Origin of the sequence: Geothrix oryzae (assembly GCF_030295385.1) — a bacterium.
GTDB classification, from domain to species: domain Bacteria; phylum Acidobacteriota; class Holophagae; order Holophagales; family Holophagaceae; genus Geothrix; species Geothrix oryzae.
The window spans coordinates 1,591,266-1,616,462 of record NZ_AP027079.1 but is presented as its reverse complement, the minus strand read 5'-3'; the positions used below and the strand labels follow the sequence as shown (position 1 = coordinate 1,616,462).

The 25,197-nt window shown below is 67.8% G+C and carries 22 protein-coding genes; 13 read left to right on the top strand and 9 right to left on the bottom strand.

What is annotated here, in order from left to right; translation table 11 throughout:
• Positions 1-6: 6 nt before the first annotated feature.
• The 5 genes from QUD34_RS07405 to udk all read right to left on the bottom strand — a co-directional run bounded on the left by QUD34_RS07405 (position 7) and on the right by udk (position 3,143).
• The gene (locus QUD34_RS07405) at positions 7-1,002 is read right to left on the bottom strand and encodes a polyprenyl synthetase family protein (protein ID WP_286355965.1); all 996 of its coding nucleotides are present in this window, start codon (positions 1,000-1,002) and stop codon (positions 7-9) included.
• A 2-nt stretch (positions 1,003-1,004) separates the two neighbouring features.
• Entirely contained in the window at positions 1,005-1,502 is a 498-nt protein-coding gene (locus QUD34_RS07400; protein ID WP_286355964.1) for a YajQ family cyclic di-GMP-binding protein, read from the bottom strand.
• A 72-nt stretch (positions 1,503-1,574) separates the two neighbouring features.
• Positions 1,575-2,180 carry an NUDIX hydrolase gene (locus QUD34_RS07395; RefSeq protein WP_286355963.1) on the bottom strand — a complete coding sequence of 202 codons (606 nt, stop codon included), beginning with the start codon at positions 2,178-2,180 and terminating at the stop codon, positions 1,575-1,577.
• Positions 2,180-2,497 carry a rhodanese-like domain-containing protein gene (locus tag QUD34_RS07390; RefSeq protein WP_286355962.1) on the bottom strand — a complete coding sequence of 106 codons (318 nt, stop codon included), beginning with the start codon at positions 2,495-2,497 and terminating at the stop codon, positions 2,180-2,182. Before QUD34_RS07390 ends, QUD34_RS07395 begins: the two co-directional genes overlap by 1 nt.
• Positions 2,490-3,143 (bottom strand): uridine kinase, encoded by a 654-nt coding sequence (gene udk / locus QUD34_RS07385; RefSeq protein WP_286355961.1) that lies wholly within the window; start codon positions 3,141-3,143, stop codon positions 2,490-2,492. The genes QUD34_RS07390 and udk overlap by 8 nt, the downstream gene beginning before the upstream one ends.
• A 52-nt stretch (positions 3,144-3,195) precedes the next feature.
• Here udk and QUD34_RS07380 point away from each other — a divergent pair, with 52 nt between their 5' ends.
• A complete protein-coding gene (locus QUD34_RS07380) occupies positions 3,196-3,819 on the top strand; it encodes a hypothetical protein (RefSeq protein WP_286355960.1) in 624 nt (207 codons plus the stop codon).
• Positions 3,820-3,888: 69 nt separating this feature from the next.
• On the opposite strand, the gene tdh is transcribed toward QUD34_RS07380, so the two are convergent.
• A complete protein-coding gene (gene tdh / locus QUD34_RS07375) occupies positions 3,889-4,920 on the bottom strand; it encodes an L-threonine 3-dehydrogenase (protein ID WP_286355959.1) in 1,032 nt (343 codons plus the stop codon).
• A 263-nt stretch (positions 4,921-5,183) separates the two neighbouring features.
• On the opposite strand from tdh, the gene asnB reads away from it, so the two are divergent.
• Genes asnB through QUD34_RS07360 form a run of 3 tightly spaced genes read left to right on the top strand, consistent with a single transcriptional unit; the run spans position 5,184 to position 7,607 of the window.
• A complete protein-coding gene (gene asnB, locus QUD34_RS07370; RefSeq protein WP_286355958.1) occupies positions 5,184-6,881 on the top strand; it encodes an asparagine synthase B in 1,698 nt (565 codons plus the stop codon).
• Between the two features lie 57 nt (positions 6,882-6,938).
• A complete protein-coding gene (locus QUD34_RS07365) occupies positions 6,939-7,310 on the top strand; it encodes a PilZ domain-containing protein (RefSeq protein ID WP_286355957.1) in 372 nt (123 codons plus the stop codon).
• A gap of 51 nt (positions 7,311-7,361) precedes the next feature.
• Entirely contained in the window at positions 7,362-7,607 is a 246-nt protein-coding gene (locus QUD34_RS07360) for a hypothetical protein (protein ID WP_286355956.1), read from the top strand.
• 1 nt (position 7,608) lies between these two features.
• Here the strand turns inward: QUD34_RS07360 and QUD34_RS07355 are convergent, their stop codons facing one another.
• Entirely contained in the window at positions 7,609-8,802 is a 1,194-nt protein-coding gene (locus QUD34_RS07355; RefSeq protein ID WP_286355955.1) for a glycine C-acetyltransferase, read from the bottom strand.
• A 99-nt stretch (positions 8,803-8,901) separates the two neighbouring features.
• Here QUD34_RS07355 and QUD34_RS07350 point away from each other — a divergent pair, with 99 nt between their 5' ends.
• Together QUD34_RS07350 and QUD34_RS07345 are read left to right on the top strand one after the other, a co-directional pair.
• Positions 8,902-9,447 (top strand): DEAD/DEAH box helicase family protein, encoded by a 546-nt coding sequence (locus QUD34_RS07350; RefSeq protein WP_286355954.1) that lies wholly within the window; start codon positions 8,902-8,904, stop codon positions 9,445-9,447.
• A 75-nt stretch (positions 9,448-9,522) separates the two neighbouring features.
• Positions 9,523-10,866 carry an MFS transporter gene (locus QUD34_RS07345; protein WP_286355953.1) on the top strand — a complete coding sequence of 448 codons (1,344 nt, stop codon included), beginning with the start codon at positions 9,523-9,525 and terminating at the stop codon, positions 10,864-10,866.
• A gap of 80 nt (positions 10,867-10,946) precedes the next feature.
• Here the strand turns inward: QUD34_RS07345 and QUD34_RS07340 are convergent, their stop codons facing one another.
• Positions 10,947-11,936, bottom strand: coding sequence for a hypothetical protein (locus QUD34_RS07340; RefSeq protein WP_286355952.1), 990 nt, complete (start codon positions 11,934-11,936; stop codon positions 10,947-10,949).
• A 172-nt stretch (positions 11,937-12,108) separates the two neighbouring features.
• On the opposite strand from QUD34_RS07340, the gene QUD34_RS07335 reads away from it, so the two are divergent.
• The 7 genes from QUD34_RS07335 (at position 12,109) to QUD34_RS07305 (ending at position 23,490) form a co-directional block, all read left to right on the top strand.
• A complete protein-coding gene (locus QUD34_RS07335) occupies positions 12,109-12,627 on the top strand; it encodes a GNAT family N-acetyltransferase (protein WP_286355951.1) in 519 nt (172 codons plus the stop codon).
• Between the two features lie 117 nt (positions 12,628-12,744).
• Entirely contained in the window at positions 12,745-14,472 is a 1,728-nt protein-coding gene (gene dnaG, locus QUD34_RS07330) for a DNA primase (protein ID WP_286355950.1), read from the top strand.
• A 150-nt stretch (positions 14,473-14,622) separates the two neighbouring features.
• On the top strand, positions 14,623-16,347 hold the full coding sequence (gene rpoD, locus QUD34_RS07325) for an RNA polymerase sigma factor RpoD (protein ID WP_286355949.1): 1,725 nt from the start codon (positions 14,623-14,625) through the stop codon (positions 16,345-16,347).
• A gap of 128 nt (positions 16,348-16,475) precedes the next feature.
• Positions 16,476-18,098 (top strand): MFS transporter, encoded by a 1,623-nt coding sequence (locus QUD34_RS07320; RefSeq protein WP_286355948.1) that lies wholly within the window; start codon positions 16,476-16,478, stop codon positions 18,096-18,098.
• Positions 18,099-18,168: 70 nt separating this feature from the next.
• Positions 18,169-19,137 (top strand): serine/threonine protein kinase, encoded by a 969-nt coding sequence (locus tag QUD34_RS07315; RefSeq protein WP_286355947.1) that lies wholly within the window; start codon positions 18,169-18,171, stop codon positions 19,135-19,137.
• A gap of 3 nt (positions 19,138-19,140) precedes the next feature.
• A complete protein-coding gene (locus QUD34_RS07310) occupies positions 19,141-23,235 on the top strand; it encodes a translocation/assembly module TamB domain-containing protein (RefSeq protein WP_286355946.1) in 4,095 nt (1,364 codons plus the stop codon).
• Between the two features lie 33 nt (positions 23,236-23,268).
• The gene (locus tag QUD34_RS07305) at positions 23,269-23,490 is read left to right on the top strand and encodes a MoaD/ThiS family protein (protein ID WP_286355945.1); all 222 of its coding nucleotides are present in this window, start codon (positions 23,269-23,271) and stop codon (positions 23,488-23,490) included.
• Here the strand turns inward: QUD34_RS07305 and dnaX are convergent, their stop codons facing one another.
• Positions 23,491-25,152, bottom strand: a complete 1,662-nt coding sequence (gene dnaX, locus QUD34_RS07300) for a DNA polymerase III subunit gamma/tau (RefSeq protein ID WP_286355944.1) — start codon at positions 25,150-25,152, stop codon at positions 23,491-23,493. It abuts the gene before it with no gap.
• Between the last annotated feature and the right edge of the window lie 45 nt (positions 25,153-25,197).

The following is a 25,197-nucleotide window of genomic DNA, read 5'->3' as shown; positions in this document are numbered from 1 at the left end:
CCCGCGTCACATGCTCCGCGACAACAGGGCTTCGGGGATCTCGCGCAGCAGCTCGCCGGTGGCGGCCTCGCCCTGCACCAGGGCCAGGTGGGCCACGGCATTCCTCGAGGCCTTCACCGCGAGCTCCCGGGTCTCGGCCAAGGCGTCGTGCTGGACGATGAGGGCACGGAGGTGGGCTTCCTCATCCTCGGGAATGGGCACTTCCTCGCCCCGGTCCCAGATGGTCCGGACCAGGGACCGTGCTTCGTCCGGGGCCTTCTCCAGCAGGGTGAGCATGGGCAGCGTGAGCTTGCCCTCACGCAGGTCGCTGAAGGCCGGCTTGCCCAGCTGCTCGCTGGTGGCGGTGTAGTCCAGGAGGTCGTCCACCAGCTGGAAGGCCCGGCCCACTTCCAGGCCGTACTGGCGCATGGCGATGCATTCCTCCGGGTTCCGGCCCGTGAGGACGGCGCCGGTCTCCGTGCAGCCGCTGAACAGCAGGGCCGTCTTCCGCTCCTGGATGTCGAAGTAGTCCTTCCGGCTGGTGTCCAGCTTGAAGAGCACATCGTTCTGGATCAGCTCACCCTCGATCATGCGGGTGGTGACCTCAGCGAAGATCTCCATCATCCGCCAGCTGCGCCCGGCGATGGCCTCGTTCATGGCCACCAGGTAGAGCAGGTCCCCGAAGAGCACCGTCAGGGTGTTGCCCCACAGACGGTTCAGGGTGGGCATGCCGCGCCGGAGCTGGGCATGGTCGATGACATCGTCGTGCACCAGGGTGGCCGTGTGGATCAGCTCGAAGACCGCGCCGAAGCGCACATCCTCATCGTTGGGAACGCCGCAGAACCGGGACGACAGCATCACCAGGGCCGGCCTCAGCCGCTTGCCTTGTCCGCCGCGCACATGGTCCGCCAGCTTCTGGACCACCTCCACATCGCTCTGGAGGATGCGCTGCAGCTCCGCCTCCACGCCCGCCAGCTTCGGGGCGATGGGGAGGAAGTAGCGGGAGAGGTCGAGTCGGCTCAAGGTCAGCCCCGGTAGTTCGTGAACTGGAGGTCCAATCCCTGATCGTCCTTCTTGAAGAGGGCGATGACTTCCTGCAGGTCGTCCCGGCTCTTGCCGCTCACGCGGAGCTGGTCGCCCTGGATGCTGGCCTGGACCTTGATCTTCGCGTCCTTCACGGCCTTGATGAGCCCCTTGGCCTTCTCCACCGGGATGCCCTGGTGGATGGTGACCTCCTGGCGGACCGTGCCCTTGGCGGCGGGCTCGATCTTGCCGTATTCCATGCTGCGGATGCTCACGCCGCGCTTGTGCAGCTTGGTCTGGAGCACATCGATGACGGCCTTCAGCTTCACCTCGTCATCGCTGGTGAGCACGAGGATCTTGTCGTCCTTGAGCTCGATCTTGGAGACCGATCCCTTGAAGTCGTAACGCTGGCCGATCTCCTTCATGGCCTGGGAGACGGCGTTCTTCACCTCGTCCAGGTCCACCTTGCAGACGACATCAAACGAACATTCGCTGGCCATGGGCACTCCTCATCCGGGTCCAGCCTCCAGACTAGCGCCTCGCGCGGCTTCGGGAAAAGGCGACAAGCCGGTTCAGAGTTCCAATCGCTGCCGGAGGGCGGGCCAGCCCTCCCACAAGCCCAGGAACTGGAAGGCCGCCAGAACCAGGGCGTGGTGGATCTCCCCCCGGCGCATGCGGGCCTCCCATTCGGGCCAGGAGCAGGCCCAGACCTGGAGCTCTTCGGCCGGATCCAGGGCCAAGGCCCCATCGGCCTCACAATCCAGGGCCAGAAAGGTGTGGCAGCGGTTGTTCTGGGTGGCGGGGTTCGGGGTGCAGCTGCCCAGGGCCACCCACCGATCCGATACGAAGCCCGTCTCCTCGCGCAGTTCGCGGCGGGCAGCCTCGGCCGGAGCCTCCCCCGCATCGCAACCCCCTCCGGGGATCTCCAGCGTCGGGGCGTCGATGCCGTGACGGAACTGCTCCACCACCAAGAGGTCGCCCCCGCGCGTGAAGGCGACCACATTCACCCAATCGGGGCCCTGGAGGCGGTAGAAGGCGTGCTGGCGCCCCGTGTGGGGGCTCCGGCGCTGGGCGACGATCTGGCGGAAGAGGCGCGAATCCTGGCGCACGCTCTCGGACTCCTGGATCCAGGCGGCGGCGGGATCAAAGCCCTCGGGGTGGCGGTGGAGGAGACGCATCAGTAGCGGGGCACCGTGGGATCCATGCGGCTGTAGGCATCGATGCCGCCGGCGAGATGGGCCAGATCCTTGAACCCCGCGCCCTGGAGGAAACGCAGGGCGTAGAGGCTGCGGGTGCCATGGTGGCAGTAGGCCGCCACGGGTCGGGAGGGGTCCAGCTCGCCCACGCGGTCCGCCAATTCGCCCAGAGGGATCAGGACGGCTCCGGGAATCCGGGCGAGATCGTACTCCCATGGTTCCCGGACATCGAGCCGCTGCACGGTCCCGTCGAGATCCCGGTAGGTCTCCGGGGAGAGGTGGATGCCCTGCTCAAACATGCGGCGGCCCTCCGGAGCCGAGCACCCGGCTGCAGATGTGGTGGGTGATGACATCCAGGGCCGTGCGGTTCTCCACGCCCGTGGGCACGATCAGGTCGGCCCAGCGCTTGCTGGGTTCCACGAACTCCAGGTGCATGGGCCTCACGCTCCGTTCGTACTGGTCCATGACGCTTTCCAGGCTGCGGCCCCGCTCCCGGGTGTCCCGGCGGATGCGGCGCAGGATGCGGATGTCCGCGTCCGTATCCACGAAGACCTTCATGTCCAGCTGATCGCGCAACTCCGGCAAGGCGAAGAGCAGCAGCCCCTCCAGGATCACCACCTGGCCCGGTGGCAGGGGGTCCTCCCAGCCGGTGCGGTCCGAAAGGGTGAAATCATAGGTCGGCTTCCGGATGCTCTCGCCGCGATGCATCGCCGACAGGTGGGAGGCCATCAGTTCCAGATCGAAGGCGTGGGGGTGGTCCCAGTTGACGGGCCTGTCCCCGAAACGCCCCTTCACGACCTCGAGAGGGGCGTAGTAGGCATCCATGTCCAGCAGGAGGGCGGCCACGGCCTTCTTCTTGAGCCGCTTCACCAGCTCGGCGGCCACGGAGGTCTTCCCGCTCCCGGAGCCCCCCACGATGCCCACCAGCATCGGTCTGTCGATCATGACGCCCCCTTTCTTCCATCCTACTTCACACGCCTCTGCTAAGGTTCATGCCATGAAGCGCACGCGCATCACTCCCGCCCTGGCCCTTCTGGCACTGCTGGCCGGCTGCAGTTCGGAAGATCCCCGGCTCCCCGGCAACCTCTACGAGGAGGCCCGGAAGCTGAATCTGGAGGGCCGGAGCCTCGAAGCCAGGGCCATGATGAAGCAGCTGGCGGAGCGCTACCCGGATTCCGAGGCCGCGCACCAGGCCAAGCGGGACCTCTACCTCATCGAGGCTTTCGTGAGCCGCGACATGGCCGACCGCCAGCGGCAGGTCCGAGGGGCCATGAAGCGCGTCACCGACGCCCTCATCCGGTTCAGGACGAAGAAGGGAGAATATCCCGTGACCTTGCAGGAGCTGGTGCCCGAGTATCTCGACCAGGTACCCGAAGCGCCCTGGGGGCACCCCTTCCTCTACCGGCCCTATGTCACCCGCCCCGTGGAGGAGATCCAGGTCAAGCGGGGCCCCGTGCGGCAGAAATTCAACACCAAGTTCGACGGCTACTACCTCGCCTGCCTCGGAACCGACCTCCTGCCCGGCGGCGAAGGCCTGGCCAGCGACCTCCTCATCAAGGATGGCGCCCCCTGGAGCGAAGCGGGCCTCCCGCCCATCCCCCAGCCCCAGCCGGTGCGCTGAGGCCCTTCCGTCATTAGGCGAACTGCGGCCACCGGGCCGCAGTTCGCCGTCAGGTCCGCCCGGAAGGCACTACTTCACGCCCCAATCCAGGATCACCTTCCCGCTCTGCCCACTCCGCATGGCGTCGAATCCCTTCTGGAAATCGTCGATGCCAAAGCGATGCGTGATCACGGGCGTGATGTCCAGGCCGCTCTGGATCATGGCGGTCATCTTGTACCAGGTCTCGAACATCTCGCGGCCGTAGATGCCCTTCAGGATGAGGCCCTTGAAGATCACCTGGCTCCAGTCGATGGCGCAGTCGCCCGGCAGGATGCCCAGCAGCGCCACACGGCCGCCATGGTGCATGGCCTCCAGCATGGATTCGAAGGCGTTGCGGTTGCCGCTCATCTCCAGGCCCACATCGAAGCCCTCGGTCATGCCCAGGTCCTTCATGACCTCGGGGAGGCCCTTCTTCATGGGATTCACGGCGACTGTGGCACCCATCTTGCGGGCCAGGTCGAGCCGGTATTCATTCACATCCGTGATCACCACATGACGGGCACCCACATGCTTGGCGATGGCCACCGCCATGATGCCGATGGGGCCTGCGCCCGTGATCAGCACATCCTCGCCCACCATGTCGAAGCTCAGGGCCGTGTGGGCCGCATTGCCGTAGGGATCGAAGATGGAGGCCACCTCGTCGGGCACATTGTCCGGGACCTTGAAGACATTGAAGGCCGGGATGGACAGGTACTCGGCGAAGGAGCCCGTGCGGTTCACCCCCACGCCCACGGTGTTGCGGCAGAGATGGCGCTTACCCGCGCGGCAGTTCCGGCAGTGGCCGCAGGTGATGTGGCCCTCGCCGCTGACTCGATCCCCGGGCTGGTAGCCCTCCACCTCGGCACCCACCTGCTCGATGACGCCGAAGTACTCGTGTCCCACCACCATGGGCACCGGGATGGTCTTCTGGGCCCAGTCGTCCCAGTTGTAGATGTGCACATCGGTGCCGCAGATCGCGCTCTTGTGGACGCGGATCAGCACATCGTTCGGCCCCACCTGGGGCATGGGCGCCTCACCCATCCAGATGCCTTCCTCGCGCTTGGACTTCAACAGGACTTTCATGCGTGCCTCCAACCGCACCATTTCATCATCAAGGGCAAGGCCGGCCAACTTCGGCCTTCCCGACTTGACGATTCGAGAAACCGGCCGATAAGGTGCTTCCAGGCTTTCCATGACTTCCACCCCCCTGCGGCCCAACCGCCATTCCAATCGGTTCCCTCGCGCGGATCGCGCGTGGGCCGGTGAGGGCGTCTCCTAGATCCCTGGTTTCCCGGACCACCCCCGATTCGCGACAGCGGATCGGGGGTTTTTCTTTTGGAGCCTCCATGTGCGGCATTCTCACCATCCTCGGCATCGATCCAACCCGGTCCAATCCCGCCGAGCTCCGGCGCCAGGCTCTGGCCATGGCGCGGAAGATCCGCCATCGGGGCCCCGACTGGAGCGGCATCTTCGCCGATGACCGGGCGATCCTCGTCCACGAGCGGCTGTCCATCGTGGATGTGGAGCATGGCGCCCAGCCCCTGATCGACACCCTCCAGGGCACCGTGCTGGCGGTCAACGGGGAAATCTACAACCACCGGGACCTCCAGGAGGAGCTGCAGGAGCCCCACGACTTCCAGACCCTGTCGGACTGCGAGGTGATCCTCTACCTCTACGATGAACAGTCCCCCAAGGAGTTCCTCAACCGCATGAACGGCATCTTCGCGTTCGTCCTCTACGATCCCAAGCGGGAGACCTTCCTCATCGCCCGGGATCCCATCGGTGTGGTGCCGCTCTATGTGGGCTGGGACGAGGCCGGCAACCTGTACGCCGCCTCGGAGATGAAGGCCCTGGTGGGCCACTGCGAACGGATCCGCGAGTTCCCGCCGGGGCACTTCTTCCTGGGGCACCAGGCGGACAGGGGGTTCCAGCGCTACTACGAACCGGATTGGGCCGATCCCGGCCGGGTGCCGCAGGAACCCTATGACCCCGTGGCCCTCCGGAAGGCCCTGGAGGCCGCCGTGCGCCGCCAGCTCATGTGCGATGTGCCCTATGGCGTCCTGATCTCGGGCGGCGTGGACTCCTCGCTGATCGCCGCCATCGCCGCCCAGTACCGGGAGGGCCGGGTGGAGGCGGGCGGCAGCACCCCGGCCTGGTGGCCCCGGATCCACAGCTTCGCCGTGGGCCTGAAGGGCGCGCCGGACCTTGGCCCAGCTCGGCTGGTGGCCGACCACATCGGCGCCATCCACCACGAGGTCCACTTCACGGTGCAGGAGGGCCTGGACGCCCTCTCGGATGTGATCTACCACCTGGAGACCTTCGACATCACGACGATCCGGGCCTCCACGCCCATGTACCTCATGATGCGGAAGATCCGGGCCATGGGCATCAAGATGGTGCTGTCGGGCGAAGGGGCCGACGAGATCTTCGGCGGCTACCTCTACTTCCACAAGGCGCCGGACGGGGCCGATCTGCACGCGGAAACCGTGCGGAAGCTCCAGAAACTGCACCTCTACGACTGCGCCCGGGCCAACAAGTCCAGCGCCGCCTGGGGCGTGGAGGCCCGGGTCCCCTTCCTCGACCGCGAGTTCCTCGATGTGGCCATGCGCCTGGACCCCTCGGTGAAATTGCCCCGCAACGCCGCCTGGCCCCGCCCCATCGAGAAATTCCCCCTGCGGAAGGCTTTCGAGGGACTCATCCCGGACGAGGTGCTCTGGCGTCAGAAGGAGCAGTTCTCGGATGGGGTCGGCTATGCCTGGATCGATGCCCTCAAGGCCACCGCCGAGCGCGAGATCAGCGACGCCATGATGCAGGCCGCAACGGCCCGCTTCCCCGTGAAGACGCCCGAAACCAAGGAAGCCTACTTCTACCGCCAGCTCTTCGAGCACCACTTCCCTTCCGCCGCCGCCGTCGAGTGCGTCCCCCACGAGCGCAGCGTGGCCTGCAGCACGCCCATCGCCCTGGCTTGGGATGCGGCCTTCGCGTCCATGGCCGACCCCTCCGGGCGGGCCGTGCGCGATGTCCATCAGCAGGGCCACCGCTAGCCTCCGGATCTCCCGCCCGCGCTATCATGCATCGACCAGCAGACCTGGATGCCAGTGGTGAGCGTGCCCTCCGACCAACGACAGTTTCCCCGCGTCCCCATCGCCTACCGGGTGAAGGTGGTGACCGGCGACCAGATCCTCGCCTTCCCCTCGGCGATCAACATCAGCCTGGGCGGCATCCTGGTCGGGGGCACGGAGCGGCTTCCCCTCGGCAGCGCCTGCGGCGTGGCCATCCTCCTCGAGGAGGCCGAAGCCGGGAAGCGGATCGTGACCCGGGGCACCGTGCTCCGGGCCGACGCGGATGGCATGGCCATCGCGTTTTCCAGGGACCTCGAACCGACCAGCCTCGACGCCCTGAGAGCCCTGATCCGGTCCCTGAACCCGGAGGCGGATCAGGTCTTCGAGGCCGACATCAAGGCCTGCGGATAGCCGCCTCCCGACGGAAGCGCCCGCCCATCCGAATCAGCCCCTGGAGCCCCCGTGCAGCCCCCTGAATCCGCCTTCTCGCGCCTCATGGACTACATCAAGCCCGGCTCCGCCGCCCGGGGCACCGCCGAAGAGGCGTGGGTCCCACCCGCCTTCGAGCGGTACGAAGACATCAAGCCCTGGCTGGCGGAGTCCGTCCTAAGCGCCACGATGTACGAGCGGTTCCCGGACGGCCGCTGGACCATCCAGCTCCTGCTGAAGGAGCAGAACCCGGGAACCTACCGGTACATCGTGCTGTAGGTCAGGCGATCACCTTCAGCTCGCGGCCCACCTTCGTGAAGGCGGCGATGGCGTGATCGAGGTCCGCACGGGTGTGGGCGGCGCTCATCTGAGTGCGGATGCGGGCCTGGCCCTTGGGCACCACGGGGAAGAAGAACCCGATGACATAGACGCCCTCATCGAGGAGCCGCTTGGCGAACTCCTGGGCCAGGGGCGCTTCGTACAGCATCACGGGCACGATGGGGTGCTCGCCGGGCAGCAGCTTGAAGCCAGCCTTCTCCATGCCGGTGCGGAAGTAGCGGGCGTTCTCATGCACCTGCTTGATGAGGCCCTGACTGTTTTTCAGAAGGTCAAGCACCTTCAGCGTGGCGGCCACGATGGCCGGGGCCACGGAATTCGAGAACAGGTAGGGGCGGGCCTTCTGGCGCAGCCAGTCGATGGCCACCTGCTTCCCGGCGATGTAGCCACCGGAGGCGCCACCCAGAGCCTTGCCGAAGGTGCCCGTCATGAAGTCCACACGCCCCATGACGCCACAGTGCTCATGCGTGCCGCGACCATTCACGCCCATGAAACCCACGGCGTGGCTGTCATCCACCATCACCATGGCGCCGTATTTCTCTGCCAGGTCGCAGATGGCCGCGAGCTTGGCGATGTAGCCGTCCATGCTGAAGACGCCGTCCGTCACCACCAGCTTGAAGCGGGCCCCGGCGGCATCCGCGGCTTTCAGCTGGGCTTCCAGGTCGGCCATGTCCGAGTTGGCGTAGCGGAAGCGCTTGGCCTTGCAGAGGCGGATGCCGTCGATGATGGAGGCGTGGTTCAGGGCGTCGCTGATGATGGCGTCCTCCTCCCCCAGCAGGCCCTCGAAGATGGCGCCGTTGGCGTCGAAGCAGGAGGAGTACAACTGCGTGTCCTCGAAGCCGAGGAAGGCGGCGAGCTTGAGCTCGAGTTCCCGGTGGATGTCCTGGGTGCCGCAGATGAACCGCACCGAAGCCATGCCGAAGCCGTGGCCATCCATCACCGACTTGGCGGCCTGGATGACTTCCGGATGGTTCGCCAGGCCGAGGTAGTTGTTGGCGCACAGGCACACCACATCCCGGCCGTTGGCCTTCATCTGGGGCTGCTGCGGCGAGGTGATGACGCGCTCGGTCTTGTAGAGTCCGGCCTCCTTCAGCAGCTCGATCTCACGGTTGAGGTGGGCCAGGTAGCCAGGATTCACGGCAATCTCCTATCGTCAGCAACTTGATAGGATACTGCGAGGTTGAAAGGCTGGCACCGAGTTGTGTCACCATCCTTGCGAACCGGAGAGGATCCGACCATGCGCCCTGCCCTGCTCCTTCCCGTCCTCCTGCTCACCCTGGCCTGCAGTTCCAAGCTGGAGCGCGGCAAGGCCGAGGACTTGATCCGCAAGGACTACCCCGTCGTGATTCCCGTCACCGTACCCGAGAAGGCCAGTGCGACGAAGGGCAGCCCCGAGCACCTGCGCCTGGGAGCACTCAAGGAGAATCTCGACAAGAGCGGCTGGTTCGACACCACCGTGCAGACCGAGGGCGATCGGAAGTCCTTCACCTTCCGCCTGAAGGCCGACGCGCCCAAGATGATCAAGGCCGCGCCCAAGGGGTTCTCCCTGCCCGCGGCCGAGGCCACCTTCGTCCGGGCCATCCGGATGGAGCCCACCCGGGAGGGGGCCCGCGTCACCTACGAAATCCGCCTGGAGAAGCCCACGGCCCAGTTCCCCCTCTTCCAGACCCTGCATCCGGATGCGAAGGTGGGGCAGACCAAGCAGCGCCATGCCACCTTCGAGCGGCGCCGGGGCTCCTGGGAACTGACGGGGACCGACGAAGCCTTCCGCAAGGCCGAATGACTTTGACCAGAGTTACAGCCTCGTCACTTGGGGGCCGGCAGACCCTCCAGTACCCTTGAAGGCATCGAGGTTCCCTTGAAGCACAGTCCCGCCTTTCGTCTGCGCCGGTTCCTGAACTGGTTTCCCCTGGGACTGACCTACGCGGCCATGTACATGGGCCGTTACAACTTCAACATCGTGAAGAACGACATCGGCGCCTGGTACCACCTGGACAAGGCGCAGATGGGCCTCATCGCCTCGGCGGGCTTCTGGACCTACGGCCTCGCCGTGGCCTTCAACGGCCCCCTCGCCGACCGCATCGGCGGGCGCAAGGCGATCCTCGTGGGCTCCCTGGGCGCCGCCCTCCTGAACCTGGCCATCGGGTTCATGTTCCTGAATGGGCATGTCACCCAGATCCTGGTGAGCATGAGCCTGCTCTGGAGCCTGAACATGTACTTCCAGAGCTTCGGGGCCCTGTCCGTGGTGAAGGTGAACAGCACCTGGTTCCATGTGCAGGAGCGCGGTGTCTTCGGCGGCATCTTCGGCATCATGATCAGCTCCGGCTACTTCCTGGCCACCACCATCGGGGCCTGGCTGCTCGCCAGCTTCCGCAGCTGGACGGTCATCTGGTTCGTGCCGGCCGCCGCCATGGCCTTCATGTTCGCCGTGGACTGGTTCCTGGTCCGCAATCGTCCCAGCCATGCCGGATACCCCGACTTCGACACCGGGGACGGCTCCAATGCCGGTTCCGCCGAAGATGCCCCCCTGCCTCTCAGCGACCTGATCAAGAAGGTCTTCCACAACCCCATCATCGTGTCGCTCATCTTCGCGGAGTTCTGCACGGGCTTCGTCCGCCAGGGGGTGATGCTCTACTTCACCGAATACCTGCAGGAGATCTACCACCTGGGCAAAAAGGAGCACCTCTTCTGGTGGACCGGCATCGCCTTCATGGGCGGCGGCATCCTCGGGGGCCTGCTCTGCGGGTGGATGAGCGACAAGCTGTTCCAGTCCCGGCGTCCCCCCGTGGCCTTCTTCTTCTACCTGGTGCAGGTGGTCATGCTGGGCCTGCTGGGCATGACCCTGGGCCAGGGCACCTGGGGCGGCCAGATCTGGGCCGTGATCCTGCTGGGCCTCACCGCCATGTTCATCTTCGGCGTCCACGGCATGCTCAGCGGCACCGCCAGCATGGATTTCGGTGGACGGAAGGCCGCGGCCTCGGTGGCCGGAGCCCTGGACGGCATCCAGTACATCGGGTCCGGTCTGACAGGCTTCGGCCTGGGCTGGATCCTCAAGACCTACGGCTGGGACGGCGTGGCCATCCACGGCCACCAGCCGGCCCACGCCTGGGTCTGGGTGGGCTCCATCATCCCCTTCAGCCTCATCGGCGCCTTCATCATGACCCGCATCTGGAACGCCAAGGCCGGAGCCGGGGCGCACTGACAAGCGTTTAACCGCCGAGGACGCAGAGCGCGCAGAGGGGAACCCCTCTCCCTCTGTGTCCTATGTGGTTAATCCGTCTTCTACTTCTTCACCAGCTGGTCGAAAGCCGCCTTCAGGCCGCCGTGGATGGCCTGGACATCGGCGGGTTTCCAGAGCTTCTGCTCTTCGCGGACGAAGGTGGTGAGGTCATTCCGGTTGTCAAAGCGGGCCACGGGCAGGTGGTAGACCTTGCTGGCGTAGCGATCGCCTTCCTGGATGAGGCGCTCCACGCGGATGGTGCCGGGACGGTCGCTCTGCTCCATGAGCCAGGCCATGTCGTCCGTGCCGTACTGCCCCAGCATCACCTCCATGGGGACGCTGTGGTGGAGGATGCTGCCCTGGCCGTTGGGGCGGCCGCGCTCGATGTTCTTGCGGCGGCTCTCCACGGGATCCACCCAGACATACAGCACGGAGGCGGTCTCCAGGATGGCCGGCGACAGAGTCTGGAAGGCCGTGTCGTAGCCGTGGGGCGGGCAGAGGGGGAACGCCGAGCCGTGGGCGCCGCCGCGGGCGGCCTCGATCACCAGGGTGCGGCCCGTCTTGTCCTGCGCGTTCTGGCGGTTGAGGGCATCCAGCTCGGCCCGGCATTCCTCTTCCAGGGCCTCGGCCATCCGCACGCGGATGCGATGGGGGATCTCGCCCAGGGGCTGGGAGAGGCCCACCCTGGCATGGGCCGCGTCCAGGCGGTCGAAGAGGTGCTGGGCCGCGCTGGCCACCAGGGTCTGGCGGCTGGCCATGAGGTTCGCGTAGTCCTCGTTCAGCAGCTCGATGAGGACGGCCCAGGTCCAGTTGTCCCGGAAGGGCCGGTTCGGGCCGTGGTAGTAGGCGTAGCCGAGGCCGCTGGCCTTCAGCTCGTCATCGATGCGATGCATGAGGTGGACATAGGGATAGTCGTCCAGCTGCAGCGTGGGGCCCATATGGAAGTCGTTCCGGCACTGGTCGGGCGTGAGGCTGGCCAGGTAGCGGCGCACCTCCGACTTGCCGGAGGCGGGCAGGCTGAAGAGGAGGATGGTGTCGAGGAGCTGGCTCATGGGGTTCCACCGTACAGAACCTCAAGAATGCCATGCCCGGAGCGAAACGGAATCACGGAAGACTCAACCCACTCAACCCAAGGGATCGCGAGAATCGGGTTGTGCCGCCGCGCCCTGGCCACAATGCTGGACCAAGGGCCTCCCTGCGGAGGTCTTCGCGCCTGGAGGTCTCATGAATGCCCTCATCCGCCCGGCCCTTCCCGAAGATGTCGCCGCCATCGTCGCCGTGGGGCGAGAAAGCTTCACCTGGGCCTTCGGGCACCTCTTTGAAGAGGGCACCCTGGCCCGGTATCTCGAGGCCACCTACTCGCCCGCCAAGATCGCCCGCAGCCTGACGAAGCCCACCAACACCTACTTTGTTGCCGAGGTGGAGGGTCGCGTCCTGGGCTTCCTGAAGCTGAAGGAGGCGTGCCCTCACCCCTCGACGACGGGCCCGGGAACGCCCTGGCAGACCCAGAAACTTTATGTGGATCCGGGCACCCTGCGATCCGGCCTCGGGCGGCAGCTCATGAAGGCCGGCGAGGCGTGGATGCGGGCGCGGGAAGCCGGCTCCACCTGGCTGGTGGTCTACCAGGGCAATGCTTCGGCGATCCGTTTCTACGAGACCTTGGGGTTCCGACAGGTGGGCGTGGAGTTCCATGATTTCGAGCAACTCCGGGTGGAGTTCAAGCTCCTGGAGAAGCGCCTGTAACCTCCGGTCCGGGGCCCCGGGAGCGGTATGCTGGGAGAAGGGCCCTCCTCCGCACCCCCGACCACATCGGCGACCCTCCGCAAGCGTGGTTCCTCTTTTCTCCGGAATGTATCACCCATGCGTGACCGCGAAATCGTTGAGCGCGTCCGGGACGCCACGGACCTCCTGGCCCTGGTGGGCCAGGCGGTGAAGCTGCGCAAGCAGGGCTCGGCCCATGTGGGCCTCTGTCCCTTCCACGCGGAACGGAGCCCCAGCTTCCAGGTGGTGGCCAACCGGGGCTTCTACCACTGCTTCGGCTGCGGCAAGCATGGCGATGCCTTCGCCTGGCTCATGGAGCGCGAGGGCATGACCTTCCCCGAGGCCCTGGAGCAGCTGGCCCGGGCCGCGGGCATCGACCTTCCCCAACGCCGGGAGCGGCCCTCCGCCGAGGTGGACCTGGAGACCCGAATGCGCTCCGCGCTGGAGGCCGCCCAGTCCTTCTATGAACGCCAGCTCGAACGCAGCGAGGCGGCCCGCGCCTACCTGCGCCGGCGGGGCTACGAGGGCCCTTTCGTGGCCGAAGCGGGCTTCGGCGTGGCGCCGGACGGCTGGGACGCCCTGGTGACGCACCTCCGGGGCCTGGATTTCTCGGGCGAGCTGCTGGAGCAGGCGGGCCTGGCCAGCCGCAGCGAGCGCGGCACGCAGATCGACTTCCTCCGCAACCGCCTCACCCTGCCCATCCACGACGCCCGGGGCCGCATCGTGGCCTTCGGCGGACGCATCATGGGCGAAGGCCAGCCGAAGTATCTGAACACCCGCGATACGGCCCTCTTCCACAAGGGCGAGACCCTCTTCGGCTTCCACCGCGCCAAGGGCGCCATGAAGGACGGGGCCCTGGTGGTGGAAGGCTATTTCGATGTGCTGCAGCTGCACCAGCACGGCCTCCACCAGGCCGTGGCGCCCCTGGGCACGGCGCTCACCGAGGAGCACCTCAAGGCCCTGGGCCGCTTCACCCGTCGGGTCATCCTCTGCTTCGACGGCGATGCGGCCGGCCGCCGGGCCATGGAGAAGAGCCTGAGGATGGCGCTGCCGCTGGGGTTCGAGGTCCGCCTGCTGGAGCTGCCCCAGGGCGAGGACCCCGACACCTGGTGCCTCAAGCTGGGCGGCGAGGCCTTCCGCGACCTGCTGCGCACCGCGCCGGACTGGACGGCCTTCATGGTGGACCGGGCCATGGAGGGCAAGGACCTGCGCCGCATCACGGATCGCATGGGCGCCTTCAAGGACCTGCTGGACTTCCTGCCCTACCTGCCCCGCACCACGGAAAGCCGGGATCTCTTCGCCAGCCTCGCCCATCAGCTCCAGGTCCCCCTGCAGGAGCTCGACCGGGCCGTGCGTGGCCGCCAGGCGCCGATCCAGGGGTCCGACGAGCCCCCACCCAGCCAGTCCGCGCCCCCGGAAGTGGATGACCTCGTCCGTAGCCTCCTCCTCCTGAGCACCGCGGGCCACTGGCGGCGGGTCCAAGAGGTTCCACCGGCCTGGTGGGAAAGCCTCCCCGGTGCGCCGCTGCTCCAGGCCCTCCTGGATGCCGAAGGGGACCCCACCCAGCTGCCCGCGGGCGCCCTGGCCGCCATCCGCCACCTGGAGGCCCAGGCCAGCCACAAGGATGAAGCCGGCCGGGATGCCGATTCTTTATTCGCGAAGCTGGAAGGCCGATACCTGGATCGGGAGATTCAGGCCAACAATCGCCTGCTCCAGGATCCCCGCACCCTCGTGGACGCAGCCCTCACGAAACAGGTGGAGATCCGCCAGAACGACCTGCTCCTGCGCCAGAAGAAGCTTTCCCAGCAGCGGCGGATCACCCGGTGAGGGCTCAAGCCACCATCCAACCCTTGCCTGAATCCGCAGATCCCTTATACTGAAAAGTTCCGGACTCGGCCGGTACATTGGACGAGTTCTGCTTACCTCTCGGCCGCCGGCACCGCCGGCCCGATATCTGCAGCGTTCTTTGAGGTCCGAATGGTTCCGACGCCACCGCGAGAAGCCTACTACCCCCTGACCAAAGCCCTGATCTCCATCGGAAGGAAGAACGGATTCCTGCTGGTTGACCAGCTCAATGATTTCCTCCCCGACACCGCCTCCAGTCCCATGGACCTTGAGGTGGTCATGGGCCTGTTCGCCCGTCTGGGCGTGGGCATCGGTGCCACGGAAGAGGAGGCCCAGGCCGCCCGCGAGGCCATCGAACCTGAATTCGTCCTGGTGGACGGCGGCGGCAAGGGCGACAAGGACCTCGAAGTCGAGATCGACAGCCCCGACAGCGACAAATTCAATGACCCGGTCCGCATGTACCTCAAGGAGATGGGCACGGTCCCCCTCCTCAAGCGCGAGGACGAGGTCGAGATCGCCAAGCGCATCGAGGTGGGCGTGCGCAGCGTCATGCGCGCCCTGTCCCGGTCCCGCCTGGCCGCCAGCCTCCTCATCGACATCGGCAAGATGCTGAAGGAGAACCCCGGCAAGATCCGTGAAGTGGTGGGTCTGTCCGACGAGGTGGACGACGACGAGGATGCCGAGAGCACCTCCGCCACCCAGCATGTGCACCACCAGTTCGAGAAGCTGCTTGTCTACGACCAAGCCCTCCAGGAGCTGCTGGACCTGCACCTCCAGGTGGAGGCCGGCACCAAGACCCTGCCCAAGAAGCGCAAGCTGGGCCGTGAAATCCTCATGGCCCGCGGTCGCCTGTCCCGCCAGATCCGCAAGCTGGGCCTCAACAGCCTCGCCGTTACGCGCCTCATCGACAAGATCACCCATCAGCACAGCCAGGTGATGGCCGGGGAGCGCAAGTGCCGCGAGCTGCGGGACCGGCTCAAGAACCCCGCCTTCGCCAAGCTGAAGGACCGCTACAAGGAAGAGCTGGCCCACATCGAGAAGACCCTCGAGGACTTCTTCGAGAAGTACGAGACCACCAGCGAGCAGTTCCACAAGGATTTCAACGGCCTCAAGGCCGCTGAGAGCATCAGCCGCGGCGCCAAGGCCGAGCTCATCGAGGCCAACCTGCGCCTCGTGGTCTCCATCGCCAAGCGTTACACCAACCGCGGCCTGCAGTTCCTGGACCTCATCCAGGAAGGCAACATCGGGCTCATGAAGGCCGTGGACAAGTTCGAATACAGCCGCGGCTTCAAGTTCTCGACCTACGCCACCTGGTGGATCCGGCAGGCCATCACCCGCGCCATCGCGGATCAGGCCCGCACCATCCGCATTCCCGTGCACATGATCGAGACCATCAACAAGCTCATCCGCACCCAGCGCGAGCTGGTGCAGAAGCTGGGCCGGGAACCCTCCAGCGAGGAGATCGCCCACGCCATGGACATGCCCGTGGGCAAGGTCCGCAAAGTGATGAAGATCGCGCAGGAACCCATCTCCCTTGAGACGCCCATCGGCGAGGAGGAGGATTCCCACCTGGGGGATTTCATCGAGGACAAGACCGTGGTCTCCCCCGTGGAGCAGGTCGTGCAGCAGCGCCTCAAGGAGACCGTCCGCAATGTGCTCAACACCCTCAGCGAGCGCGAAGAGCGCGTGCTGCGCATGCGCTTCGGCGTGGGCGACGACGGCTCCGAACACACGCTGGAGGAGGTCGGCAGCGAGTTCGCCGTCACCCGCGAGCGCATCCGCCAGATCGAATCCAAGGCCCTGCGAAAGATCAGGCACCCCCGCTACTCCAAGACCCTCAAGGCATTCCTGGGGTAACACCCTTCGCAGAGAGCGCCGAGATGACCGAGGTTCACAGAGGAAGATTTGTTCTCCTCTGCGAACCTCGGCTGTCTCTGCACCCTCCGAGAGTGTTTTTCCCAATGAAGTCGAGGTAGCCTGAGCCCGTGACCGACGCCCGAAAGAGCCCCTTCGCCCCGCTTCGAAATCGCATCTTCATGGCGATCTGGATCGCGGCCATGGTCTCGAATGTGGGCACCTGGGTCCAGAGTGTGGGCGAGAAGTGGCTCATGGCCGAGATCACCCGATCGCCGCTGCTCATGAGCCTCATCGAGACCGGCTCCACCCTGCCCATGCTGGTGCTGTCCATGCCCGGCGGCGCCATCGCCGACATCGTGGACCGGCGCCGTCTGTTGCTGGTCACCCAGGCCTGGATGCTGCTGGCGGCCGCGGCCATGGCCCTCCTGTCGGCGCTGCACCTGGTGACCCCGGCCATCCTCATCACCATGTCCCTGCTGCTGGGCGTGGGGGCCGCGCTCAATGCCCCGGCCTGGCAGGCCTCCGTGCCCGACCTGGTGCCCAAGGACCAGATCGCCGCCGGCGTGGCCCTGAACAGCGCGGGCTTCAATGTCAGCCGGGCCGTGGGCCCCGCCCTGGGAGGCCTCGTGGTGGGCTGGCTGGGCGCGACCTGGGCTTTCGCCCTCAACGCCGTCTCCTTCGTGGGGGTGCTGGTGGTGCTGAAGGGATGGAAGCGCGCGCCCGTCACCACCGACCTTCCCGCCGAGCGCTTCATCGCCGCCATGAAGGTGGGCCTCCGCTACACGCGGCACCGCTCGGCCCTCCAGGTGATCCTGCTCCGGGGCGGCGGGTTCGTGTTCTTCGGCGGGACGATCTTCGCCCTGCTCCCCACCCTGGCCATCCACCAGCTCAACCTCGGGTCCACGGCCTTCGGCCTGCTGCTGGGATGCATCGGCACGGGAGCGGTGGGAGCCACGCTGTTCCTGCCCGCCCTGCGGGAAAAGTACAGTCCCAATACGCTTCTTGCGACCGCCATCGTGGCCTTCGCGGCTGGCCTGCTGGTCCTTTCCGTCGTGAACCACCCCCTGCCGGCGGGCCTGGCACTCCTGGTGTGCGGGGCCGGCTGGCTGTCCGTCCTCAGCACCTGCAACACCGGCGTCCAGCTGTCCGTGCCCTCCTGGGTGCGCGCCCGGGCCCTCGGCGTCTACATCACCGTCTGGGGCGGCGCCATGGCGGGCGGCGCGGCGTTCTGGGGCTGGGTGGGCGAGCGGTGGGGCATCCATGTGGCCTTCCTCGCCTCGGGGATCGGCATGCTGCTGTTGCTGGCCGCCACCGCCCGCCTGAAGATCCAGGCCCTGCATGAGCCCATGGACATGAGCCCGCACCGCCTCCAGCCCCATGCCCCCGAGCCCCTCGACCCCGATGAGGGACCCATCCTCACGGTGCTGGAGTACCGGATCCCGGAGGAGCGCAAGGCCGCCTTCCAGGACGCCATGCGGGAGGTCCGCCGCGTCCGGATCCGCGACGGGGCCGTGCGCTGGTCCCTGTTCCAGGACATCGCCCCGCCTGAACCCGGGCAGCTGCGTTTCGTGGAGAATTTCCTCAGCTCCAGCTGGGGCGAGCACCTCCGCCAGCACCACCGGGCCACCGTGGAGGACCGGGTCGTCTTCCGCCGGGCCTATGGGCTGGGCGTCGAAGCGAGGCCCCGGATCCGCCATCTCCTCGCCGCCTGGGAGGACCACCGCTCCATCTTGGACCGCATCCTGGAGTAAGGCCGCGCGTGGGCTAGGAGGCCCGGCCCGTTTCGGTCATGCTGGACTCATCGCTTCGGAGCCCGCACTCGTGCTTTCCAAGGACCAGACCCTGGGCAAATACCAGATCCTGGATCGCCTCGGCTCCGGGGGGTTCGGAGCTGTGTACCTGGCCCTGGACACCTGGGTGAACCGCAAGGTGGCCCTGAAGGTCCCCCACCAGCAGCAGGACGAGATCGTGGACCTGCTGAAGGAACCACGCATCATGGCGGGGCTGAAGCATCCGAACATCGTCGAGCTCATCACCGTCGAGCGGAAGAACGGGATCTTCTTCATGGTCCTGGAATATGTGGAGGGCGAGAGCCTCGACCGGATGATCCGGCGGGAGCGCACCCTCGCACCGACCCGGGCCCTGGAGATGGGCCTGGACATCTGCAGCGCCATCGCCTTCGCCCATGGCCACCAGATCCTGCACCGGGACCTGCGCCCCGCCAACATCCTGGTGAACCGCGACGGCCTGGCCAAGGTCACCGATTTCGGCACCTCCCGCGTGCTGGAGATGCAGCATGTCCCCTTCGCGCCCACGCGCATCGGCTCTCCGCCCTACATGGCGCCGGAGCATTTCCGTGGCCGGGCCGTGTTCCAGTCCGACCTCTGGTCGCTGGGCATCACGCTCTACGAGATGCTCACGGGTACGGTGCCCTTCTATGACGCCGATCCCCTGAAGATCGCCCAGGCCTTCACCAGCCAGCAGATCCTGGCGCCCCACCTGCGGAATCCCATCGTGCCCAAGGCCTTCTCCGAGGTCGTCATGAAGGCCCTGGCGGTGAACCTCGGCGAACGCTACCTGTCGGCCCAGGCCTTCCTGGAGGCCCTCCGCCGCCTCAAGGACAGCGTGGCCCGCGAGACCCGCCCCTTGGGCACGGCCGTCCTCTCCTCCAGTACCTCAGGCCCCCATCCCACGCTCCGCGCCGCCACCCAGGCCCGGCTCTGCCGCTTCTGCTACCGGCAGCTGCCCCGCATGGCCATGGTCTGCCCCAACTGCGGGGAGAAGAACTAGCCAATGATCTGGCACCCCACCAAGGATGCGGTGCAGCGGCTCTGGGGCCGCCGGTGGGTGCGCCGGGTGTCCTATGTCCTCGTGGCCGGGGCGACCGCCGTGACCGTGGGCCCTTGGCTCGCCACCCGGCCCGCCGTCCTCCGATGGACCGTCTCCAAACTCGATGCCCTGACCCGCGAGGAGACCGGGCTCCCGCTCACCATCGGCCAGCTGGAGATCCACCCCATCCTGGGATCCATCGTCCTGCGGGATGTGCACCTCGGGGGGGACCTGCTCAGCGTGCGGCGCATCGAGATCCAGGCGGACCTCCCCTCCTTCCTCGCGCCCCCCTACCGGATCTTCTCCATCCGGGCTGAGCAGCCTCACCTCCGGCTGACGGAAGCGGGCCTGGCTCCCCTCAAGCTCAAGGAGCGGCCGCCACGGACAGGCCCCCTGCCCCAGGTGCGCCTCGACCTCCTCAGCCTCACCGGCGGGGAGATCGAGATTCCCGAGCCGCTGCGCGGCATTCCCGCGGCGCGCTACCAGTTCGAGGTGAAGGCCACCGGCCAAGGGCCCAACCGCCTGCGCGTGGATGTGGCCGGCCCGCAGCTGTCCGTGAAGGGTCCCGGTGGCTGGGAGCGGGGCCGACTGGACCTGAACGGCGAGCTTTCCGAGAGCTTCGTCTCGCTCCAGGAGGGCTACCTCCGCCTGGGCGAAAGCCAGGTTCGGCTGAGCGGGCGCCTCGAGGCCAAGACCCCCAAGGCGCCCGAGCGCCTGGAAGGCCGCCTTGGCAGCGTACTCAGCCTGGCCCAGGCCGCCCGCTGGGGAGGCCAGGCGCGGCCGCCCCTGATGGGCAGCCTGGATGTCAGCGCCACCGTCGAAGGCACCCTCGCCGCCCCCCGCTGGTCCGTGATCGCGGAAGGCCAGGGGCTGCGGCCCGCGAACGGGAGCTTCCACCCCGGGGCACTCGACCTGCGGGCCAGCGGTGGCCTCCAGGCCGCCAAGGTGGAGCACCTGCGCTGGCGGTCCGGCCAGGGGGAGCTGGACCTCCAGGGAACCTGGTCCCAGAAGGCCCCCCCGGAAGCCACCCTCCAGGGACGGAACCTGGATCTGGATGCCGTCGGCCGCGCCCTGCGCCTGCCGGAATTCCAGGGCGTCCGCGGCACGCTGCAGGCCCAGGTCAAGGGGCCGCGGGAAGCTTCGGCCCTGAGCCGCCCGGACCGCTGGCAGGCTTCGGCCCAGGTGGCTCTGACGCAGCACGGGCTGGAGGCCGGCAGCCTGCGGGCCACCTTGCGGGATGGCCGGGCCACCCTCGAGCAGCTCCGGCTGGATCTCGAAGCGCTGAAGGCCTCCGGCACCGGCTGGGCCACCCTCGGGCCCCGCGGTCCGGTGCGCCTGGAGGCGGAAGGCCAGGTGGAGGTGGGCGCCAGCCAGGTGGCCCAGGCGCTGCGTGCCTGGAAGGTGGTGGACCTGGACATGGAGGGTCAGACCCGGGCCCAGGCCAAGGTCCGCTGGAGCCGAGGCACCGGCCTGGAGCTGGACGGCACCACCGAAGTCTCCCATCCCCGCTGGCACGGGGCACGGGCGGATGAGCTGCGGGCCAAGGTGGAGATCCGGGGCTCGGACCTTCGCGTCACGGACATCGACCTGAAGAAGGACGAGGGTCGCGGCGGCGGCGATCTCTGGCTCACCTGGGCCCGCACCGCCCCGGGCCAGAAGCAGATGGACATGTGCTACACCGCCTTCCGCCTTCCCGTGGCCGAAGGGCTCAGGGCCGCCGATCTGAAGGATGACGAGGGCCACGACCTCCCCATCACCGGGACCGGCAGCGGCTGGGTGCGCCTCCAGGGCCCCTACGATCACCTCACCATGCAGGGCGCCGCCCAAGTCGAAGCGGGCGAGGTCTACGGGATCAAGGTTCCCGCCGCCTCGTCCGATTTCGCGATGGACCTCGAGACCCTGCGGCTGCGTCTTCAGGATGTCCGCGTCGCCGAGCGGCCCGAGCTGCTGGGCAGCCCCGGCTCTGAACCCGAAGGGGCCCTGGCCCTGGCCGGCCAGGCCGACATGGATCTGCGCCGGTGGACCTGGAAGGTGGATCTCGCGGGGCGCCTCGATTCCCAGCTGATGGCCCTGCCCGGCCCCCGCATCCAGGCCCAGGTGGAGGCCCGCCTGCTGGGGCCCATCACCAGCCCCTTCGGCGCCCTGGACCTGCCGGAGGGCCAGCTCAGCCTGAACCGGGGCCGCATCTTCTTCGGCGGGCGCAGCCTCGAGGGCCTCGAGGGCGCCTTCAGCCTGGAGCGGGGCCGGATGGCCGGCCGTCTGGCCCTGGAGGGCATGAGCCGCCCGCTCGTGGAGGTCCAGGTCCGGCAGGACGGGCCGGACCTGGCGGGCACCCTGTCGCTGAATGTCTCCGCGGACAGCGCCCGCACCGAGAATCTGGCCCGGAGCCTGACCGACGACCTGATGGAGGACCTGAGCCTCGAGGTCAGCGCCCAGGGGCGCTGGAACGGCCGGAACCTCCTCTGGACCGGATCCCTGAACCGTCTGGCCGCCCAGTTCAATGCCTTCGAACTCCACCAGGCCCGGCCTTCCTCCCTTCGCGGAGACGCCAATGGCGCCGAGGTGGACATCGCCCTGGAAGGCGGCGCGCGGAAGGCCGCCGACCCGACGGCCCAGGCCGCCAACCTGCGCCTGACGGGGACCGTGCCCTTTTCGGCGACCGTCCCTCTGGCCCTCCGGGTGCAGGGCGCCGCCAACCTCGCCCACCTCAAGTCGATCTTCGACCGGGTGATGGAGGTGGACGAGTACAGCCTGCTGTCCGAACTGCGGATCCAGGGCCTGGGCCGGTTCGACCTCCTGGCTCACGGGACCTATCCCGCGCCCCTGCTGGACGGCACCTTGTCCCTGGAAAAGGGCCAGACGAACCTGCGGGGCTACCAGGGCGTGGAGGACCTGCAGGTCGGTCTGATCTTCAAGGACCGCACCGTATCGATTCCCGCAGACCGGCCGCTGCGCGGCACCTTGGCCCACGGCGACCTGCAGGTCTCCGGCGACCTCACCTGGCGGCTCGGCGGCCTGGAGGCCTATCGGCTGAAGGCCTCCCTCGCCAACTTCCAGCTCCGGGATGTGCCCGATGGCCTGGATCTCCAGGGCACCCTGCGGGCCACCCTGGAGGGCACCGAGGAAGGGGGCCTGCTCAAGGGCCGCCTGCGGGCCGACCGCCTGAGCTATCAGACCGAGGTGAAGCTGGCCGACCTCATCCTGCGGAGCGCCCTCAGCGACAGCGGCGGTTTGGTGGGCCTGGACCTGGATGATCCGCTGGAGCGCATCCGCCTGGACCTGGACCTCGACCTGCGCAGCCCCTGGAGCTTCGACACCAACCTCCTGAAGCTGGAAGGCCGCACCGAGGGGCCGTTCCAGGTGCTGGGCACCCTGGCGCATCCCGTGCCCAAGGGCACGATGATCTTCCAGCCCGGTGGCCGCATCACCAACATCTTCCCCGCGGGCGACATGGTGGTGGATCGGGGTTCACTGGTCTTCTCCGAGTCGCGCCCCCTGGATCCGGTCATCAACCTCCAGGGCAGCGTCAGCTCCATTCCCGGCTACACCGTGAACCTCGACATCCACGGCACCCTGAGCAACCTGGCCATCGTGCCCAGCTCCACACCCAGCCTCCGGCAGGACGAGATCGTGGCCATCCTCATCAATCCCGGCAATGTGGCCAATGTGGGCGCGGCGGGGGCCACCTCCGGCGCCACCCAGGGCGCCATCACCTCCGGCATCGCCAGCGCCGGCTCCGGCCTCATCTCCACCCTGGCCTTCGCGCCCTTCCAGGAGCAGATGCGGCGGACGCTCGGCCTGGATCGCGTGAATGTCGCGGTGCGCTCCACCAACCTGGGCACCACCGAAACCGAAGTCACCCTGGGCAAGAGCATCAACCTGTTCGGCCAGCGCAGCGCCTTCGTGGTGTCCCACAAGAAGAGCGGCGAACTGAGCATCACCTCCGGCCAGGTGGAGTGGCGTTTCGGCGGCTTCATCCTGCAGCTGGGCGCCAGCAAGGGTGGCGGCACCGGGCTCAACCCCTCGGGGGAGATCCGCCACACCTGGAGCCCCAAGTAGGGCGCGGGCGGTAGGCTGGAGGTGGAGACACGCATGATCACGGTCAAATGCTTCGCCCGCTATCGCGCCCTGCTGGGGTTCAGCGAACTCCGACTGCCCCTCGCCCCCACCCTGGGCGATCTCCTGGCGGATCCCCGCTTCGCGGACCTTCCCAAGGACGCCCTGCTGGCCCTGAACCAGAGCTTCGCGGACCGCACGGCGCCGCTGACGGAGGGTGACGAGGTGGCCCTGATGCCACCGGTGTCGGGGGGGTGATTAGCTCTCCCGCCGGATTTCCAGCACCTCGCCCCCGCTGAGGCGCAGCAGCTCCTGGAAGGCGGGTTCCCGCCGCAGACGGTCCTCGGGCCGGTCGCCTTGGGTTTCTCCGGCGGACCCGCCCTCGAAGCTGATCTCCAGCTCCCTCAAGCCCGGGAGCACGGCCGCCAGCGCCGCCAGGACATGGGGATTGGTCTTTTCCCGCTCGAGGTCCTGGAGGGTCTGCCGCACATTGCCCGGGAACCGGAAGTGCAGCACCGGCGGCTCCCAGCGGAGATCGGTGGCCATCTGGGGCGCCGTGCCGAGAGCCCGGAGGCCGGGCACCTGACGGAGCGCCTCGCTGCAGGCCACCCGCAGCTGGGGGGGGGCCGGTGCGCCCGCGGGAACTGGCGCCTGGGCGCGGGCAGGAGAAGGGACGGAAGCTGGGGCTGGGCGGGCCGGGAAGCTGGCCGCGGGAGTTGATGTGGGGGCCGGTGCGGGCCTGCGAGGCCCCTCAGGCGCCGGCGCGGCCTGGGGGGCCCGGGAAGGGACCGGCGGCGGCCCGGCGGGCGGGCTCGAAGGCCGCGGCGGCGCTCCGGCCCCGTAGGCCCCGGAGACGAGGGCATCCAGGGGGGCCAAGTGCGGCAGCTGCGCCGCCGTGAGAAGGGCCAGCTCCACCACCACGCGGGGCAGGCTGCTGTCCCGCAGGTCGCGCTCCCGGCTCAGCAGCAGGTTCAGCATCCGCGCCCAGCGCAGCAGGTCCTGGGGGCCCCGGGCGGCTCGGGCTTCTGCTTCCAGGCGGTCGCGGAAGGCCAGCACCAGCTCGCGCCAGAAGGTGGCCCAGTCGGCGCCCTGTTCGTTCAGCTCGCGGCAGGCCTCCACCAGGGCCGCCGTGTCGCCGATGACCAGGGCCGACAGGACGCCCTGCACCAGGTGGGCGCTGACGATGCCCAGCTGCTCCCGGACGGCCTCCTCCAGCACCTTCCCATCGCCGGCGGCAATGACGCGATCGAGGATGGTCAGCGCATCGCGCATGGAGCCCTGGCCCGCCTCGGCCACCAGCCGCAGGCTGCCGGCCTCCACCTCCACACCCTCGTGCTCGCAGACATGCCGGAGGCGGCCTTCGATGAGACCCACGGGAATCAGGCGGAACGGGAAGATCTGGACGCGGCTCTTGATGGTGTCGGGCACATCCTGCAGTTCCGTGGTCGCCAGCACGAAGATGGCGTGGGGCGGCGGCTCCTCGATGACCTTCAGCAGGGCATTGAAGGCCTCGGTGCTGAGCATGTGCACTTCGTCGATGATGTAGATCCGGTAGCGACAGAAGGCCGGCCGCGTCTGCACCTGCTCCCGGAGGGCCCGGGCGTCGGCCACGGAGGCCCGGCTGGCGGCGTCGATCTCGACGATGTCCAGGCTGCTGTCGGGCTGCTCGGCGGCGCGGCAGGGATCGCAGACCCCGCAGGGCGTGGCGGTGGGGCCTTCGGCGCAGTTCAGGGCCCGGGCCAGGATGCGCGCCGTGCTGGTCTTGCCCGTGCCGCGCACCCCCGCGAAGAGGTAGGCCTGATGGATGCGGCCGCTCTCCTTGGCCCGCTTCAGGGCGTTGGCCAGCGCCTTCACACTACCTTCCTGTCCCACAAGGTCGGATAGCAGGCGGGGGCGGTATTTGAGGGCGAGGGTGCTCATCGGAAATCCAGTCTCCCATAAGAGTACCCAACCTGCCCCATAAGC